15 protein-coding genes are annotated in these 17,037 nt (G+C 68.9%); 8 read left to right on the top strand and 7 right to left on the bottom strand.

Going from position 1 to position 17,037, the window contains the following annotated elements:
* A partial coding sequence (locus tag ACNA7R_RS02130) for an FtsX-like permease family protein (RefSeq protein WP_416281888.1) occupies window positions 1-1,287 on the bottom strand: 1,287 nt, incomplete at its 3' end.
* Between the two features lie 164 nt (window positions 1,288-1,451).
* Between ACNA7R_RS02130 and ACNA7R_RS02125 the strand changes: the two genes are divergently transcribed.
* The 4 genes from ACNA7R_RS02125 to ACNA7R_RS02110 all read left to right on the top strand — a co-directional run bounded on the left by ACNA7R_RS02125 (window position 1,452) and on the right by ACNA7R_RS02110 (window position 4,219).
* Entirely contained in the window at window positions 1,452-1,760 is a 309-nt protein-coding gene (locus ACNA7R_RS02125; protein WP_416281887.1) for a HalOD1 output domain-containing protein, read from the top strand.
* Between the two features lie 85 nt (window positions 1,761-1,845).
* Window positions 1,846-2,127 carry a hypothetical protein gene (locus ACNA7R_RS02120; protein WP_416281886.1) on the top strand — a complete coding sequence of 94 codons (282 nt, stop codon included), beginning with the start codon at window positions 1,846-1,848 and terminating at the stop codon, window positions 2,125-2,127.
* Complete coding sequence (locus ACNA7R_RS02115; RefSeq protein WP_416281885.1) at window positions 2,124-3,218, top strand: DUF4350 domain-containing protein; 1,095 nt, start codon at window positions 2,124-2,126, stop codon at window positions 3,216-3,218. The genes ACNA7R_RS02120 and ACNA7R_RS02115 overlap by 4 nt, the downstream gene beginning before the upstream one ends.
* Complete coding sequence (locus ACNA7R_RS02110) at window positions 3,215-4,219, top strand: AAA family ATPase (RefSeq protein ID WP_416281884.1); 1,005 nt, start codon at window positions 3,215-3,217, stop codon at window positions 4,217-4,219. Before ACNA7R_RS02115 ends, ACNA7R_RS02110 begins: the two co-directional genes overlap by 4 nt.
* Before the next feature lie 587 nt (window positions 4,220-4,806).
* Here ACNA7R_RS02110 and ACNA7R_RS02105 read toward each other — a convergent pair.
* The 3 genes from ACNA7R_RS02105 to ACNA7R_RS02095 are packed head-to-tail and all read right to left on the bottom strand — an operon-like array spanning window position 4,807 to window position 7,741.
* Window positions 4,807-5,772 (bottom strand): hypothetical protein, encoded by a 966-nt coding sequence (locus ACNA7R_RS02105; protein ID WP_416281883.1) that lies wholly within the window; start codon window positions 5,770-5,772, stop codon window positions 4,807-4,809.
* On the bottom strand, window positions 5,769-6,281 hold the full coding sequence (locus ACNA7R_RS02100) for a hypothetical protein (protein ID WP_416281882.1): 513 nt from the start codon (window positions 6,279-6,281) through the stop codon (window positions 5,769-5,771). Before ACNA7R_RS02100 ends, ACNA7R_RS02105 begins: the two co-directional genes overlap by 4 nt.
* A complete protein-coding gene (locus tag ACNA7R_RS02095) occupies window positions 6,278-7,741 on the bottom strand; it encodes a DUF58 domain-containing protein (RefSeq protein ID WP_416281881.1) in 1,464 nt (487 codons plus the stop codon). Before ACNA7R_RS02095 ends, ACNA7R_RS02100 begins: the two co-directional genes overlap by 4 nt.
* Before the next feature lie 92 nt (window positions 7,742-7,833).
* Here ACNA7R_RS02095 and ACNA7R_RS02090 point away from each other — a divergent pair, with 92 nt between their 5' ends.
* Both ACNA7R_RS02090 and ACNA7R_RS02085 read left to right on the top strand, forming a co-directional pair.
* Window positions 7,834-9,936 carry a DUF4129 domain-containing protein gene (locus ACNA7R_RS02090; protein ID WP_416281880.1) on the top strand — a complete coding sequence of 701 codons (2,103 nt, stop codon included), beginning with the start codon at window positions 7,834-7,836 and terminating at the stop codon, window positions 9,934-9,936.
* A gap of 50 nt (window positions 9,937-9,986) precedes the next feature.
* A complete protein-coding gene (locus ACNA7R_RS02085; protein WP_416281879.1) occupies window positions 9,987-11,072 on the top strand; it encodes a DUF1616 domain-containing protein in 1,086 nt (361 codons plus the stop codon).
* Between the two features lie 384 nt (window positions 11,073-11,456).
* Here ACNA7R_RS02085 and ACNA7R_RS02080 read toward each other — a convergent pair whose 3' ends face one another.
* The 3 genes from ACNA7R_RS02080 to ACNA7R_RS02070 form a co-directional block, all read right to left on the bottom strand.
* Complete coding sequence (locus tag ACNA7R_RS02080; protein ID WP_416281878.1) at window positions 11,457-12,773, bottom strand: polysaccharide deacetylase family protein; 1,317 nt, start codon at window positions 12,771-12,773, stop codon at window positions 11,457-11,459.
* A 146-nt stretch (window positions 12,774-12,919) separates the two neighbouring features.
* A complete protein-coding gene (locus ACNA7R_RS02075; RefSeq protein ID WP_416281877.1) occupies window positions 12,920-13,789 on the bottom strand; it encodes a UbiA family prenyltransferase in 870 nt (289 codons plus the stop codon).
* A gap of 210 nt (window positions 13,790-13,999) precedes the next feature.
* Window positions 14,000-14,122 (bottom strand): hypothetical protein, encoded by a 123-nt coding sequence (locus ACNA7R_RS02070; RefSeq protein ID WP_005558169.1) that lies wholly within the window; start codon window positions 14,120-14,122, stop codon window positions 14,000-14,002.
* Window positions 14,123-14,283: 161 nt separating this feature from the next.
* Between ACNA7R_RS02070 and sucC the strand changes: the two genes are divergently transcribed.
* Window positions 14,284-15,435: an ADP-forming succinate--CoA ligase subunit beta gene (sucC, locus tag ACNA7R_RS02065; RefSeq protein ID WP_416281876.1), complete on the top strand. Its 1,152-nt coding sequence runs from the start codon at window positions 14,284-14,286 to the stop codon at window positions 15,433-15,435.
* Entirely contained in the window at window positions 15,432-16,304 is an 873-nt protein-coding gene (gene sucD / locus ACNA7R_RS02060) for a succinate--CoA ligase subunit alpha (protein ID WP_416281875.1), read from the top strand. The genes sucC and sucD overlap by 4 nt, the downstream gene beginning before the upstream one ends.
* Window positions 16,305-17,037: the final 733 nt, after the last annotated feature.

Raw genomic sequence — 17,037 nt, 5'->3', positions numbered from 1 at the left:
CGGACTGGCGGGAACGCCTCGCTCCGCGAGGGTCTCGGCGTAGTCGGCCGACACCCGGCTCTCGGCCGGGTGCGAAGCGTCGGGATCGGCGATCGTCGCCCCGGCCGTCGACAGCGAGGCGCCGATCGTCCCCAGCGACGCGACGAGCAGGACGATCACCGCGAACGTCGACAGCGTCGCCGCCGTCGGAACGACCGTTCGCGCCGCGAGCACCGTCGGTCCGAGTCGGCTTCGGACACCGGCGCCGATACGGCGGAGCCGACCGCCCGACGCGCTCGAGCCACCATCGTGTTCGTCCCGACCGACCCGTGCGGGGGGTTTCGTCGTCGCGGCGCGAGCCGTGGCGTACCCCGTCCCGATCCCGACGAGGGTGATCGCGACGAGCATCGCGGCGACGAATCGGGCGAGGTCGGGCGTCACCGTCACCGACAGGGTCGTCGGCAGACCGACGACGACCGCGGCGGTCACCGCCGCGTTGGTGACGACGACGCCGATCGCGTAGCCGAGGACGCCGCCGGCGGCCGCGATCGTCCCCGCTCGCGCCGCGAGCGCGGCCCGGATTCGCCGGGGCGGGGCTCCCGTCGCACGAGCCACGCGGATCGTCCGCGCGCGATCCCGGATCGTCATCCGGACGACGCTCGAGAGCGTCGCGGCGACGATTACGCCGGCGGCGGCGACGCCCGTCCGGACGATCCCGAGGACGTCGTCGGCGCCCTGCGTAAAGAACTCGAGCGCACCCACCAGCGGCGCACCCTGGCGGTCCTCGTTCCCACCCTCGTCGGCCGGCGAGACGACGAGCGCGCCCGTCGGTCCGACGGCCTCGAGGGTCTCGGGCGTCGTCCGCAGCCACGTCGGGGGAACGACCGCGTCCGAGGCGTTCGCGGGCTCGACCGTCGTCGTCGCCGTTCCGTCGGTTCCCTCGAGGCGCCACGTCTCGCCCTCGGCGTCGGGCGCGACGGTGCCGTCGGGCTGGGCGGGGAGCCCGAGGGACGGGGCGTCGGCGGGGACCGCGACGATCCGACGGGTGTCGCCCTCGGGCCCGATGGCAACCGCCGTCGGAAGCACGGCGTCGTCGGGGCCTGCTACCTGGTTCGCGCGGTCGACCGAGTCGTAGCCGACGACCGACGCGTTCCCCTCGTGCTCGGCCGCGAGGCTCCGGGTCTGGTCGCCGGCGGCGACGACCAAAAGCGAGGCGCCGACCAGCAGCGCCACCGTCAGCGCGATAACCAGCACCGCGAGTCGGTCCCGGCGCGACCAGCGACCGACGAGCACCCGAAGATACGTCATGGAAATCGGACGGTGAAGTTGTAGGGGAAGTGTCGCCGTAAATAAATGCCGGAGTCGGTTCGATCAGCGTCTACGGGGCGCCCGTTCGTTTCTCTCGAGGGGAAGATCCAGGATTTGATACAGTACCGATATAGCCGTGATCGTCGTAGTGACCACCGGTTGAAATGAACGGGAGCGATGGGGGTTCGGACGAGGCGAGCGAGTCGTCAGTGTTCGAGCGGCGCTACGGAGAAGGAGCCCCGGCCAGCGTCGCCGTCGTGGAAGCAGTCGCCGCGGCGGAGGGGGTCGATCCGACGGCGATCGAGGACGAGTACGGCGCGACGCTGCTCGACAGCGTCGATCCGAAGGCGCTCGACACCCTCGTCGGCGACGGCGACGGCAGCGGGACCGTCGCGGTCGAGTTCTTCTTCCTCGAGTACCGCGTCCGCGTCGACGACGCCGGTCTGATCCGGATCTTCGAGGACGGTCGGTGACGGTCCGGATCGGCCGACGGTCTCCACTCCAGACCGGTCGCTCGAGCGAGAGATTTACGGTCCCCGCGCTCGCTCTCTCGAGTAGATGCCGACCCAGCGCCGGATGCGGTTCGTTCACGGACAGCTCGCCTGGATGCTCGCGACGGTCGTCGCGCTGACGCTGCTGGGGAGTCTCTCCTACGAGCTGTTCTTCGTGCTCTCGCTGATCGGCCTGCTGATCGTCACCGAGCTGACCGCACCGGTCAACATCACGCCGGCCTGGCGACGGCGCCTGCTGTGGCTGATCGGGCTGGGACTGGTCGGCTTCGCGGTCATCGTCGTCCGCCGGATCCTCGAGATCCTGCCGCCGGAGGTGCTGCCGTTTTGAACCTCCGCGGGTACGTCACCGACGGCGACGGGATCGACTGGCCGGCCGCGCTGCTGGTCGCCCTCGGCGCCGTCGTCCTCGTCGGGCTGTTCGTCGCCGCGACCACCTCCTCGGCCGCGTTCGGCCCGTACAACCCCTCGTGGGACGGCACCGACGACTTCCGGGAGGTGATCCAGACCGACGACGACGTCGAGGGCGAACTGATCCGGGAGACCGACCGCTACGAGGAGGTCCCCGCCGAGGAGACGACGGCGATCGTCGTCGCCCCCGACGAGCCCTACGGCGCGGCCGACGCCGCCCGCGTCCAGGCGTTCGTCGACAACGGCGGCACCCTGGTCGTCCTCGAGAACTACGGCACCGACGCGAACGACCTGCTCGAGGCCGTCGGCGCTGACGCCCGCACGGACGGGCGCATCCTGCTCGACGAGCGCAGCCACGACCGCGGCCCGGCGATGCCGATCGCCACCGCGACCGCCAACCACGAACGGACCGCCGGCGTCGACCAGCTCACGCTCAACTACGCGACGGCCGTCGACCCCAACGGCGCGACGGTTCTGGTCGGAACCAGCGACTACGCCCACCTGGCCGACTCGCCGGGTGCGGAACTCGAGGACGACACGGCGTTCGACGCCTACCCGGTCGCGACCGTCGAGGACGTCGGGAACGGCGAGGTCGTCGTCGTCGGCGATCCGAGCATCACGATCAACGCGATGTACGGCGAGCCCGACAACGCGGCGTTCCTCCAGCGCCAGTACGCCGACGACGACCGCGTCCTGCTCGATCTGAGCCACGGCGAGGAGCTGCCGCCGCTGGCGAGTATCACGCTGACCCTGCGGGAGCTGCCGGCGCTGCAGGCGCTGCTCGGGCTGTTCGCCGTCGTCGCCGTCGTCGCCTCGTCGAACCGAACCCTCCGGAGCGGGCTCGGGGCCGTCCGCGACCGTCTCGAGCCCGACGACGACCGCGGAGCCGCCCTGTCGGACGCCGAACGGGCCGAACTGCTCCGGGAGCGCCACCCCGACTGGGACGACGAGCGGATCCACGAAACGATAACAGCGCTTAACCGTTCCCGGTCGAAACACGAGGAGCGATGAGCGAGACGGACCGGAACTGGCCCTTCGCGGACGATCCACAGACGGTGTACGAAAGTATCCGGACCGAGACCGAACGGGTCCTGGTCGGCAACGAGGAGGCGATCGAACACCTGACGATCGCCCTGCTTACCCGGGGCCACCTCCTGCTCGAGGGCGTCCCCGGGGTCGCCAAGACGACGATCGCGAACCTGCTGGCGCGGGCGACCGGGCTCGACTACCAGCGCATCCAGATGACCCCCGACATCCTGCCGGCCGACATCACCGGCACCCAGATCTACCGGGAGCCGACCGGCCAGTTCGAACTCCAGCGGGGGCCGGTCTTCTCGAACCTCGTCGTCGCCGACGAGATCAACCGCGCGACGCCGAAGACCCAGTCGGCGCTGCTCGAGGCGATGCAGGAACGAACCGTCACGATCGAGGGCCAGACGCTGGCGCTGCCGGAGCCGTTCATGGTCGTCGCGACCCAGAACCCGATTGAGATGGAGGGCGTCTTCGAGCTGCCGGAGGCCCAGCGGGACCGATTCATGTTCAAGCTCACGATCGGGTTGCCGGACCGCGAGGAGGAGACGGAGCTGCTCCGGCGGTTCGACGAGCAGCCCGACCTCGGCCCCGATTCGATCGGCCAGGCGGTCCAGACCGAGGACATCCGCGCGGCCCGACAGGCCGTCACGGAGGTTCACGTCGCCGACCCGGTCAAGGAGTACGTCCTCGACCTCGTCGCCGCGACCCGGGACCACCCCGACGTCAGCTACGGCGTCTCCCCGCGGGCGTCACTCGCCTTCCTCAGGGGCGTCAAGGCCCGCGCGGCGATCCGGGGCCGCGAGTACGCCACGCCCGCGGACGTCAAGTCGCTCACCGAACCCATCCTGGTCCATCGCCTCGTCCTGGATACGGAGGCCGAACTGAGCGACGTCGGTCCCGAAACCGTCGTCGAGGAGATCCTCGATACCGTCACCGTCCCGGACACCGACGACCTCGGCGGGAAACCGACGCCGAACTAGCGGTCCGTCTTCGCCGACGATCTGCGGTCTCGATTTCCCGGAGCGACTCGAGGACGGCTTGCGGCCGCTCCGGAACGGACACACCAGTAGATAGTCGCATCGGTCTTTTATTCAAAGGGCAGTGTGAGCTCGCGTTACGTAGCGAGTGCGAATGGAACGGCTGGCGTTGTGTCTGCACCCCTGACTGACCACCGCTGGGTGGGACTGAAAGGGGCTGGCGTGCTCGAGGTGCGAGGGGACGCAAGCACCGCAGGGAGCAACGCAACCGAGGCGCGCAGCGAGCCGCAGTCCTTGAGCGGGCCAGGGGCTTTCGCGGTAGTGACGACGATAGCAGTCCTGTTAGCACGAACATAGGGATCGCCACGCCCTCCCCAGCCGATTCGCTCGCTGCGCTCGCTCATCCCTCGCACAGCATCGTCGACCACCCTCACTGATGTTCGGCCGGTCGACAGCGCGCGCCACCGCAGAAGGATGGTCGGACCGATCTGAGACGTCGTTCACCTGTACGTAACGAACCGATCCACTCGCATTCACGGCTCAGTCTGAAAGACAAACGGTCTTGCCAACTGTTGGTACAGGAGGCCGTATTACTCGGTGTCCTCGAACTCGAGGTCCTCGCCCGTTTCTTCGCCCGTCGACTCCTCTTCGTCCGTCCCGGCATCCTCGTCCGCGTCGTCCGGCTCGAACCGGCACGTGACGAGCCAGTCGGCGCGGTCGTCGCCGGCGTCGACCTCGAGCGTGACCGGACGGTCGAGGCCGACCGCCAGCCCGACGGCGAGAAACGAGGCGATCGGGTGATCGAACCGATCGACGGCGCCGAAGGCGCTGCCCGTGATCGCGACGGTGATCCGTCCCGCGGCCGCGTCGACGTCCGGGTCGGCGCCGTCGGCGAGTTCGAACCCCTCGACGAGGCCGTCGGCCAACTGCACCGCGAGCGGCTCGGGCCGGCTCGCGAGGTCGCCCGACAGCGCCCGTCGGAACTCCTCGAACAGCGTCGCCCCGGTCGGCGCCACGAGCAGCCCCCGCTGATCGCGCTCGACGAGCACCGGCCCGTCCGCGTCCGTCGGCGGTTCGAACGCGGCGTCGGCGGGGACGTAGAGCCGGGCGGTGTCGGTTCGCTCGTCGGGGACGTACACCCGGTCCTCGCGCAGGCCGAGCTCGGCCGCGAGCGAGTCGCCGTTGGCCGCCCAGGCGGCGTAGACCCGCTCCCCGACCGAGGCGGCGACGAACTGGCCGGGCGTCAGGTAGTACGTGAGCAGCCCGCCGAACAGTCCCGTCGCCCCGAGCGCGACGAGGATCTCGCGGCTGTCGGGGAAGATCACGCCGCCCGCGACCGCACACAGCCCGATCGCGACGAGGCCGAGGGCCGTCCGTCGGTACTTCGAGCGACGCGCACGCGCGTGTTGGGCCCGGAGCCGTCGGTTCTCCTCGGCGAGCAGCTCTGCTCGAGCCTCGGCTCGCTCGAGTCGGTCGGCGGTCTCGGCCGCCGACTCCGGTTCGGGGGCTGTCTCCGTCTCGGTTCGGTCGCTTGCGTCGAAGTCGTATGTACTCATTCGTCAGTAGTGGAAGATGGCTCGTCGTCGACGAGACCGAGCGCAACCAGTCCGTACCGGTACGCGCCGTAGCTCGCGAGCGCGACCGCCCCGGCGGTGACGCCGGCGGCCTGCCACAGCGACAGCGAGACGACCGCGAGCCAGCTCACGGCGCCCAGTCCGGCGACGGCGAGCAGCGTTCCGGCGGCGGTTCGAAGCGGCGCTCGCGTTCGCAGGACCGGGACGACGAGCAGCGCGAGCAGCCCCGCCTCGACGACGGCGAAGGAGATCGGATCGATTCCGTCGGGAAACAGCGCCAGCAACAGCACGTGGCCGACGGCGATGGCGTACGGCGTCCCGAACCCGTACCACAGCAGTATCGTCGCGATCCCGGCGCCGACGCCGAGCGGGCCGGCTGCCGCCCCGAAGGTGGCGACGAGGGCGATCGCCCCGAAGGCGGCCGACCACGGCGAGGGCCGTTCGGTGACGAACGTCGACTCGACGTGGCTCCCCGTGGCGTAGTCGGTCATCGGGCCTCACCCCGGGATCGTGCGCGCGTCGTGTCGAGGACGGCCGACAGCCGCTCTTCGGGGGCGACCTCGAACGCCGTGACCGCGTCCATTCGATCGAGGTCGCGTCGCAGCTCCTCGAACTCGAGGTAGCTGTCGGCGGCCCGGTCGGGATCGCCGACCCCGTCGGTCGCGAACAGCACCGACGGGGTCAGCAACAGCAGGACCTCGCTCCCCCGGGCGCGAGCGAACCTGACCGTCTCGTACAGCGTCTCCGGATCCGAGTCGTCCGTACAGATGATCGTCCACTGGCGGCTGTCCCGGCCGCCGAGTGCCGTTCGGACCGCGCCCACCAGCGGCTCGCCGTCGAAGCGAACGTCGTACCGGGTTCGGGCGGCGTAGTACGGCTCGAGCGTTCGCGCGAACGGGTCGGTCTCGCCTTCGAGCGCCGACAGCGCCCTCCGGGGACGGGTCGGCGACGGCGTCGGCCCCGGTATCGAGTGGCTCTCCGAGACGGTCTCCGCGGGAACGTCGCCGTCGTCCGCACCGACCGGCTCGAGCCCCAGCAGGCGCCGGCGGATCGAGAGGTACGCGGCCGGCCCCGTCGTGGGGTCGATCCGGGAGGTGATCCCCTCGTCGCCGACGGTGATCAGCCCGAGGGGATCGTCGAGGTCGCGGGCGTTCGCGGCGACCGCGAGCGCGACCTCCCGGAGGTAGGCGAGCTTCGACTCCCCCGGCGGGCCCGCAGCGAGTCCGCCCCGGTGGTCGACGATCAGCATCGTCGGTCGGTGGGTCTCGGTCTCGTACTCGCGGACGTGGAGGGTGTTGAGCCGCGCGGTCGCCTTCCAGTCGATCTCGTCGGCCGAGTCGCCCGGCACGTACTCGCGGAGTTCCGCCGGCTCGAGCCCGGGACCGCGTCGGCCGGTCTCGTGTTCGCCCTGGGCGATCGACACCTCGTTGCCGCCGTGGCCGACGTGGACGGTGTGGGGGCCCCGGGGTTCGACCGTCACCGACGGTCGCGACTCGGCCGGCATCGTCGCCGCGAACAGCCCGTCGCTCGCGGTTACCGACACCGGGTCGAACCGGTGGCGACCCGCGACGGGCCAGGTTACGGCGGTCGTCTCGCGGGTCGTCGCCGCCCCCGGCTCGAGCGACGTCGACAGCGGCGTCGCGGCGCTGGCGCCCGTCGGCATGCCCCCGTCGAACGACAGCAGCAGGCGAGCGGGCGCGTCGAGCGTCGCCTCGAGCGTGACCGGGATCTCCGCGTCGGCCCGGACGGTGTTGGCGGCCGGCAGCTGGCGGACCGTCAGCGAGTCGACGGTGTCGGCGACCCCGCGGACGAACAGGACCTGCCGGACGAGGAGCCACGCGCCGAGCAGCACCGTCGCCGCGAGCAACAGCGGGCGGGCGAAGACGGCGGCGAGGACGGCGAGCGCTCCCGCGATCGCTCCAACCGCCCAGACCTGGCGCGTCGGTCGCATACTCCAGTGGTTTTTCGGTGACTTGTTGAACCTACTGGTTGTCCGTCGGGACGAGCAGACAGGCTTTTGTTCGGCGGCGTGAATTACCGATCGTGAACCACGTCGCCGTTCGCGCGCTCGTCCTCGCGTTGTTGGCGTGTTCGCTGCCCCTCGCAGCGACCGCCGCGGGCGCCCCCGCCGGCGAGTCCTCCCAATCGATCGCGAGCGACGCGCTCGCGAGCACGAGCGACGAGCCGGCGGCCAACGAGACGCCCCGCCACCAGAACCCCGACGAGTACGACGAGGCCGGCGACGACGAGGAACTCGAGTCCTGGCTCGCCGACCAGCTCTCCCGGCAGCTCCAGGATAGCTCGGTCGCGCTGAGCGAGGGCCAGTACGAACAGGCCCGCGAGCACCTCGGCGACGACTACGACGAGCGCCTCGAGCAGTACGCCGAGGTATCCGGCGACACGGGCGACGAGGACGACCCGGCCGAAGCCTACCGGAACGCCCCCGAGTCACAGGAACGGATGGCCAACGCGATCGAAGAGTACCACGAGACCCGCGAGGAGTACGAGGAGGCGCTCCGGGAGGGTGACCAGGAGCGCGCCCACGACCTCGCGCGGGAACTCGAGGCGCTGTCCGACGAGATCGACGAGGCCGGCGAGGACGCCGCCACGAGCTACGAGACGATCGACAACGAGACCGACGAGGATCACTCGGATTCGGTGGCAGCGATCAACGAGAGCCGGAGCCAGATCGAGAGCGAGCAGACCGCCGTCCGCGACGAGCAGTTCGTCGAGACCGAACTCGACCTCGAGGTCGTCGACGAGACCGCGTCGTTCGACGATCCGATGGTCGTCCGCGGCGAGGTCCGAACCGCCGACGGCGAGCCGATCGAGGGCGACCTCGAGATTCGAGTCGAGGACGAGCCCGTCGCCGTCGGCGAGCCGAGCGACGAGTGGTGGGCCGGCGACGAGGCCGACTTCGAGTTCGAGTACCGGCCGACGGACCTCCCGCTCGACGCGGAGACGGTGACCGTCGAGTACGTTCCCGACAGCGATACGACGTACCTCGGCGCCGAGCAAGAGCTCGAGGTGACGCCCGAACAGACGACGGCGACGATCGACGACCTCGAGGCGACCGACGAGGTCGCCTACGGCGAGCCGCTGTCGGTCAGCGGCACGGTGACCGCCGCGGGAGAGCCCGTCGACGACGTTCCGGTCGCGATCAGCATCGACGGCGAACTCCTCGGGACGGTAAACGCCTCCGAGGGGACCTTCGAGGGTGACGTCGAGACGCCGGCGAACGTCTCCGCCGGCGAGGCGACGGTGACCGCCTCGCTCCCCTACGAGGACCGAACGCTCACCGCGACGCCCGCCGAAGCGCCGATTACAGTCGCCGAGACCGAAACCGAGCTGACGGCGACGGCCACGGCGATCGGCGAGGAGGAGGTCGCGATCGACGGCAGCCTCGCGACGGCCGACGGCGACGCCCTCGACAACCAGACCCTCGAGGTCCGGGTCGACGGTGTGACCGCGGAGACGCTCGAGACCGACGAGGACGGCGGGATCGCCGGCACCGTCGACACCGGGTCGGTCGACGGCGAGGCGGTCACGATCACGGTCAGCTACGACGATGCGAGCTCGAACATGGCCGCGGCCGAGGTCGAGGAGACGGTGACGATGCCCGGCAACGGCGACTCGCTGCCGATCCCGCAGTCGGCTATCGTCGGCGTCAGCGCCCTGCTCGGTATCGGCGTCCTCGGGCTGGCGGGCTGGTGGCGGCGCCGCTCGAGGCGTGACGACCTCGACCGGGCGCCGTCGATCGCGGTCGGCGGCCCCGACCGCGGCCCCGACCCGGCGGTGACGCAGGACCGCATCGACGCCCTGCTCGAGCGGGCGGCCGAACAGCTCGCGGACGGCCGAACCGACACCGCGGTTCGAACCGCACACGCCGCCGTCAGACACGCCTACGGAAGCGCGGTCGGTCGACCCGGCGCGGCGACTCACTGGGAGTTCTACCGCGAGCACGCCGACGACGCCGCGGCCGACGCGGTCCCGCTCCGTGAACTCGTCGAGACCTACGAACAGGCCGCGTTCACGCCGGACCCGGTGACCGAGGACCAGGCCGAACGCGCCCTCGAGACCGCCCAACGGCTCTGCGAGGACGCCGATCTCGAGGCGACGTCCGGGTCGGCGTCGGCTGCCGCGTAGGACGGTTCGATCGACCGACTTTTATTGACCGCTCGTCAACGACGTACCGAATGGACGATCGACGGTCGCTTCGGTTGCTGATCCCTCGCCCGGTTCGCAGGCTCCCCGCCGACCTCGTCGCGATGCTCGTCGTGACCCTCCTCGTCAACGTCGCCGTCTTCGTACCCGTCGTCCGGGACACGCCGCTTCGGGTTCCGCTCGGGCTCGCCTTCGCGCTGTTCGTCCCCGGCTACGTCTTCATCGCCGCGCTGTTTCCCGAGGCCGGGGAGTCGCCGACGACCGACGACGCCGACGAGACGGCCCGCTTTTCGGGCGAGTCGATCCGCGCGGGGATCGACGGCATCGAGCGCGTCGCGCTCGCGTTCGGGCTGAGCATCGCCATCGTCCCCCTGATCGGGCTCGTGTTGAACTTCACGCCGTGGGGGATCCGACTGACGCCGATCATGCTCTCGCTGTCGGGCTTTACCGTCCTCGCGACGGCCGTCGCGGCCCACCGCCGGTGGGAACTCCCCGCCGAGGAGCGGTTCGCGGTTCCCTACCGCGAGTGGTACGCCGCCGGGCGCTCGGAGCTGCTCGAGCCCGACACCCGCCTCGACGGCGCCCTGAACGTCCTGTTGATCCTGTCGATCGTGCTCGCGGTCGGCGTCGTCGGCTTCGCCGTCGTCTCCCCGCCGGCCGGCGAGCAGTTCTCGGCGATCTACCTCCTCACCGAGGACGAGGACGGCGAACTCGTCGCCGACGGCTACCCGACCGAGTTCACGCAGGGCGAGAGCGCCGAGGTAATCGTCGGCGTCGACAACCACGAACACGAGACGACCGATTACACCGTCGTCGCGGTCGAACAGCAAACGGAGACGGTGGTCAACGAGAGCGCCGTCACGGAAGCCGGCGGCGAGGAGAACCAGACCGCGGTCAACGAAACCGTCGTCACCGAGCAGCGGGAACTCGAGCGCTTCGAGACGACGCTCGCACACAACGAGAGCTGGCACCAGACCCACGAACTCGAGCCGACGATGGTCGGCGAGGACGTCCGAATCGTCTGGCTGCTGTTCCCCGACGGCGAGGTGCCCGAGGAGCCGACGACCGACGACACCGAGTACCACGTCCACCTCTGGGTCGACGTCGAAGAGCCCTGATCGCCCCTCGCCGCCTCGAGCCCGGCCGGCGGCCTCGACTCGCCGTCGGCGATCGTCTCCGACGGAACGGCGGGTCGACGAGTATGTATCGATTAAGGTTGTCATACGAACCCATATTCCTCCTACCGGTTGAAATCTGATTAGTGGGAAAGCTTATTACTGAACGCGGACTCGTCGAAGATACGGTGGTGATGACAACGAATACCACACTACACACGCGGCGCAACCGATCTCGTGTAAACTACCACGATTCTCTGGTACGACTCCTGTGGCGGCCGAACGCCCATGTTCGGCCACACTCGACGTGCGCGCTTTGTACACCGCTGCCGTTCGCTTTTCGAACTCGGCCCCGCATCGAGACGGGTATGGTCGATCGGCGACCGACTATTCGTAGACGTACTCCTCGGCCATCTCGGCGGACGTGATCACCTCGAGTTCGCCCGCCTCGACGTACTCCTCGAGCGTGCGGAGCGTCTCCTCGAGCGCCTCGATCGTGGCCTCGTCCTCGAGCCGGTAGAACGGGATCGCCGTGATCCCGCCCCACTCGGCGGTCCACTCGAGCAGGTCCGTTGCCTCGCCCGGATCGGGCGTCTCGGCCATCGAACAGAGGTGGGGGTTCCCCGCGTACCCCTGCGAGCGCGAGCGGCCCGCGAAGGCGAGATCGTAGTGCTCCCGGACGAGGTCGGAGGAGTCGTCGGTGTACTTCGAGCCGGGGTAGGCGAAGACGCGGACGTCGCCACCGTAGCCCGCATCGGAGAGCCAGTCGATCGGGTCGACGACGGCGTCCTCGAGCGCGTCCGAATCGACGCCGTCGAGGGGCTGGTCGTTCGCCGGCCGTGCGCCGATCGTCCAGTCGGCCGCGGCGAGGTCGTCGACCTGCTCCCGGGTGAGTCGGTCGCCCTCGACGGCCTCGTCCTCGCGGAGGCGGTCAGTCGGCACGAACGCCGTCGCCGGGAGGTCGGTTTCCTCGAGGCGGGGCAGGGCCTCCGTATAGTGTGTCTCGTACCCGCCGTGGAACTGGAGCAACACCTTCCCCTGGGTCGGTCGGGGAACGAAGTGGAAGTCGTCGACCCACTGGCGGCCCTCGGCGTCGTCGCCGAACCAGCGGATCACCTGCAGGACGACGACCTCGCTCAGGTCGGGTTCGCCCCGGATTCGGGTGATCCCGAAGTTGTGACGCGTCAGCGACGTTCCGCCCGCGAACCCCTGACTGTACTCGACGTAGTGGGCGTTCTCGTCCTGAAGCTGGATGCGCACGATGCCCATATCCGTGTCGGTAGCGAGGTCCAGCCCGGGTGCGACCTCCCGGACGTCGATCGGCTCCTCGAGTTCGCGGCGAACCCGGACCTGCCCTCGCGACTCGACCGACGCCGTGAGCAGCGCCGACTGGGACCCCATCGAGGCGCGACTCGAGTCGGCCTCGAGCGTGCCGATGTCCTGCCACTCCCACCACTCCTCGAGGTCCTCGAAGTCGTCGAAGGTGCCGACGAGTTCGGGGTACTCCTCCTCGTCGTCATCCTCGGGACCCCCCTCGTCACCACCGCCCTCGGAACTCTCGTCGGCCGACGTGTCGTCGGCCGGCTCCGTCCCGCCGTCGTCGGCCCGTTCGTCGCTCGTGTCCGGTTCTCCGGGGCCGCCGAGTTCTGTACAGCCGGCGAGGGCGGTCACCGCTCCGATCGCGAGGTAGGTCCGTCGGTCCATCGTTCGTCGAACCCACACCCGGGGTCGGGGGTTTGTTATGCGTCCAGTATCTCCGCCGGATCGATCAGTACGCCCCTCGTACTCCGACCGATCGACCTAACCGCCCGAACATGGTCGTCGGTCGCGGAGGCGAGCGTCGTCGTTCGCTACCAGACGGCCCACTCGAGGACGAGCACGAGCGCGGCCAGAAAGACGTGTTCGCCGTCGACGATCCCGCCGTAGAACAGCGGTCCGCGATCCCGACTCGCGAAGGGGATGTAACAGCCGACGTAGCCGTGGAAGGCGAGTAAGACGAGGAATCGGGCGTCGAGGACACTCGCGACGACGAAGCCGACGACGCCGACCGCGACGGCGACGTTTGCGAGCTGGGCGACGATCCGGGTCCGGCGCGGGCCGAACGCCGTCGGAATCGTCGCGATCCCCTCCTCGCGGTCGCCCTCGATGTCCTTGATATCGAAGATCGCCGCCGCGATCGTGATCATGAGCCCGACGTAGACGGCGAGGAAGAGCACCTCGCGGGTCAGCAGCCGTTCGTAGTAGACGCCGACGCCAAGCGGAATCACCGCCCAGGCGAAGCCGACAAAGAGGTTCTTCACGAAGAAGACCCGCTTGACCCCCAGCGTGTACAGCCCGGCGACGACCGCGGGCAACAGCAGGTAGCCGGCACCGGGGATATCGAGGGCGACCGCGACGGTGATGGCGCCGAGGTAGAGCCCGACGCCCAGCGCCAGCCAAGCGAGGCCGGCGCGCTCGACGAACGCCGCGCGCCGGGGGACGTTCTCGCGGTCCTCCTCGAGATCGGTAAAGCGGTTGATGGTGTAGACGAACATCGCCGCCGCGAAGACGATGAAGGCGGGCAGCGCCTCGAGCGGCAGGTCGGCGAGGACGACCGTCGTGACGACGACGCTTGCGGCCGCGAGCGAGATGAAGAGGTTGCTGTGAACCAGGAAGCGAAGGCCGGCGAGCAGCCACGCGGGAAGACGGCGGCTCCCGCGCGTGGTCGTCGGGGTCGACACTACGATACCGCCTCCGGTCGCCGGCGTCCGGATCGGCTCCGGGGCTGTCCGACCCGCGCGTCTCGCTTCCTAGGAGTACGGGGGTACACCGCTCGCTCCGGAGTAAGAGTCGTACGGAGTCAAACGCTTCGGTGTACTCACTCGAGCGACCGGCGGCTACCGGGTCGACAACAGTAAGAACGCTACGCTCACTACGAAGGGCTCGATCGACTACTGGTACTGGGACTCGCGTCGCGCCTGGTACATCAGCTCCCAGACCGCGTCCTCGATCGACTCGGGGTTCTCTTCCTCGAGCTTCTTGTACAGGGACTCGGAGACGTTTACTTCGGGCATCACCTGTGCATACCGTAGCCGAGGTAATAAAAGTACCCTAATACGGAACCGAGTTAATCTCGCTCGAGCGGCGGGGAGCGCCCCGGTCGTGGCAATCGCTGCCGGAAGTCGAACGGAAACTGGCAGGATTTAAGCAAGGCCGGGACGGCCGTTCGAATGGTATGAAACTACATGAGTACCAGGCGAAGCAGGTCTTCGCCGACGCCGGGATTCCGACGCCGGAGTCACAGCTCGCTTCGGACGTCGACGGCGTACTGACGGCGGCCGAGGAGATCGGCTACCCGGTCGCGGTCAAGGCACAGGTACAGGTCGGCGGTCGGGGGAAAGCCGGCGGGATCGAACTCGTCGACAACGAGGAGGAGGCCCGCGAGGCCGCCGAGTCGATCATCGGGATGGACCTCAAGGGCTACCACGTCGATCAGGTCCTCGTCGAGGGTGCCGTCGACTTCGTCGACGAGCTCTACGTCGGCATCACGATGGACCGCGGCGAGGGCAAACCCGTCGCAATGGTCTCGACCAAAGGCGGTGTGAACATCGAGGAGGTCGCCGAGGAGGACCCCGACGCGATCGCCCGCGAGCACATCGACCCCTCCTTCGGGATGCATCCCTACCAGGCCCGCAAGGCCGTCTACGACGCGGGCGTCGACAAGGCCGTCGCCCGCGACGTCTCGAGCGTGCTGACGACGCTCTACCAGCTCTGGGACGACCGCGACGGCTCCGACGCCGAGATCAACCCGCTGATGGTCACCGGCGACGACGAGGTTATCGCGGCCGACGCCGTGATGAACATCGACGAGGACGCGCTGTTCCGCCAGCCCGAACTCGCCGAGATGGAAGCCGAAGCCGCGAGCGGCGGCGACGAACTCGAGCAGAAGGCCGACGAGTACGACTTCGACTACGTTCGGCTGGAGGGCAACACGGGGATCATCGGCAACGGCGCCGGCCTCGTGATGACGACGCTCGACCTCGTCGACCACTACGGCGGCGAGCCCGCGAACTTCCTGGACGTCGGTGGCGGCGCGAAGGCCGACCGCATCGCGAACGCGCTGGATATGGTGTTCTCCGACGACAACGTCGATTCGGTCGTCTTCAACATCTTCGGCGGGATCACCCGCGGCGACGAGGTCGCCAAGGGGATCAACGAAGCCCTGGAGCAGTTCGACGAGATCCCGAAGCCGGTCGTCGTCCGACTGGCCGGGACGAACTGGGAGGAAGGCATGGAGATTCTCAACGAGGACCTCGTGACGGTCGAACAGACCCTCGAGGACGCGGTCCAGCGTGCCGTCGAGTACGCTGAGGAGGGACAAGCATGAGTGTACTAGTCGACGACGACACGCGCGTCGTGGTACAGGGCATCACCGGCGGGGAGGGCAAGTTCCACGCCGAGCAGATGATGGAGTACGGCACCAACGTCGTCGCCGGTGCGGTCCCCGGCAAGGGCGGCCAGGAGGCCGCCGGCGTGCCGGTGTACGACACGGTCCACGAGGCCGTCGAGGAGGAAGACGCCGACACCTCGGTGATCTTCGTCCCGCCGGCGTTCGCCGGCGACGCGATCTTCGAGTCGCTCGACTCCGATCTCGAGCTCGCGGTCGCGATCACGGAGGGCATCCCGACCCAGGACATGGCGCGAGTCAACAAGCGCCTCACCGAGACCGACACGCGACTCATCGGTCCGAACTGTCCCGGTCTCATCACGCCGGGCGAGGCCAAGCTGGGCATCCTCCCCGGAAACATCTTCTCGGAGGGTAACGTCGGCCTGGTCTCCCGCTCCGGGACGCTGACCTACCAGGTCGTCGACAACCTCACCAACCGCGGGCTCGGCCAGAGCACCGCGATCGGGATCGGCGGCGACCCCATTATCGGGACGGACTTCGTCGACGCTCTCGAGCTGTTCGAGGACGATCCCGAGACCGACGCGATCGTCATGTGCGGCGAGATCGGCGGCGAGGACGAGGAGGAGGCCGCCGCCTTCATCGACGATTACGTCGACACGCCCGTCGCCGGCTTCATCGCCGGCCGCACGGCCCCGCCGGGAAAGCGGATGGGCCACGCGGGCGCCATCGTCTCCGGTTCCGGTACCGGTACCGCCGAGAGCAAGATTTCGGCGCTGAACGACGCGGGCGTCCCCGTCGGCGACACCCCCGAGGAGGTCGCCGACCACATCGAGGAGTTCCTCGCGTAACCCCTCTGTTCCGTCGTTTCGGAGCGAACGAACCGATCGACGAACGGTTCGACCACGCGGTTTTCTCCTCTCGCGGTTCGTCTCGAGGCGAGTACTCGAGTCGAACCCGTTCGCGAGCCTCTCGGCCGTTCGCGGGCGAGGGGGACTCGACCCGGGCGCAGGATCGGAGACTCGTCGTCGTCGCTCGAGAATGTCGACTCGGATCGCCAGTACCTGCGAAACGTCCGGTTCCGGGCGACGACAGGCGTCGTCCGACTACGAATCGTCGCTCGAGCTGGACACACAGCTAGCAACAAAGCTTATTACTGTACGTGAACTCGTCGATACTACGGTGGTGATGACAACGAATCCCACGCTACTCCCACACACTGGATACAGCGATACCGCCCCTCTGTGAGTTCGTGAGGCTCCTGACGCCGAACCCACATCTCGTTACTCGTACTTCGACGTGCCGTCTTTTCGACCCGTTCGTCCGCCTCGAGCGACCGCGAGCGAAGCGGTCGTCGTCGTTCGTCCCGCGACGTACCTTAGCGCGGGAGTACGATTTCGGTACTCTGTCTCGACTGCGAATCCGAACTTCGGATTCGTTACACAGGTAGGCGAATGGAACAGCCGGCGATACGTCTGCAGTGTCGACCAACCACCGCGGGGTGGGACTGATACGGATTGCTGTAACGATTTACCGGCGCAACCGCCGTACGGGTCGCGGTTGCGCCGGTAATGACTTACAGGA

Source organism: Natronococcus sp., from assembly GCF_047921035.1.
GTDB lineage: Archaea > Halobacteriota > Halobacteria > Halobacteriales > Natrialbaceae > Natronococcus.
Note: the sequence above shows the minus strand (reverse complement) of the source record. Positions and strands in the feature narration are given on the sequence as shown.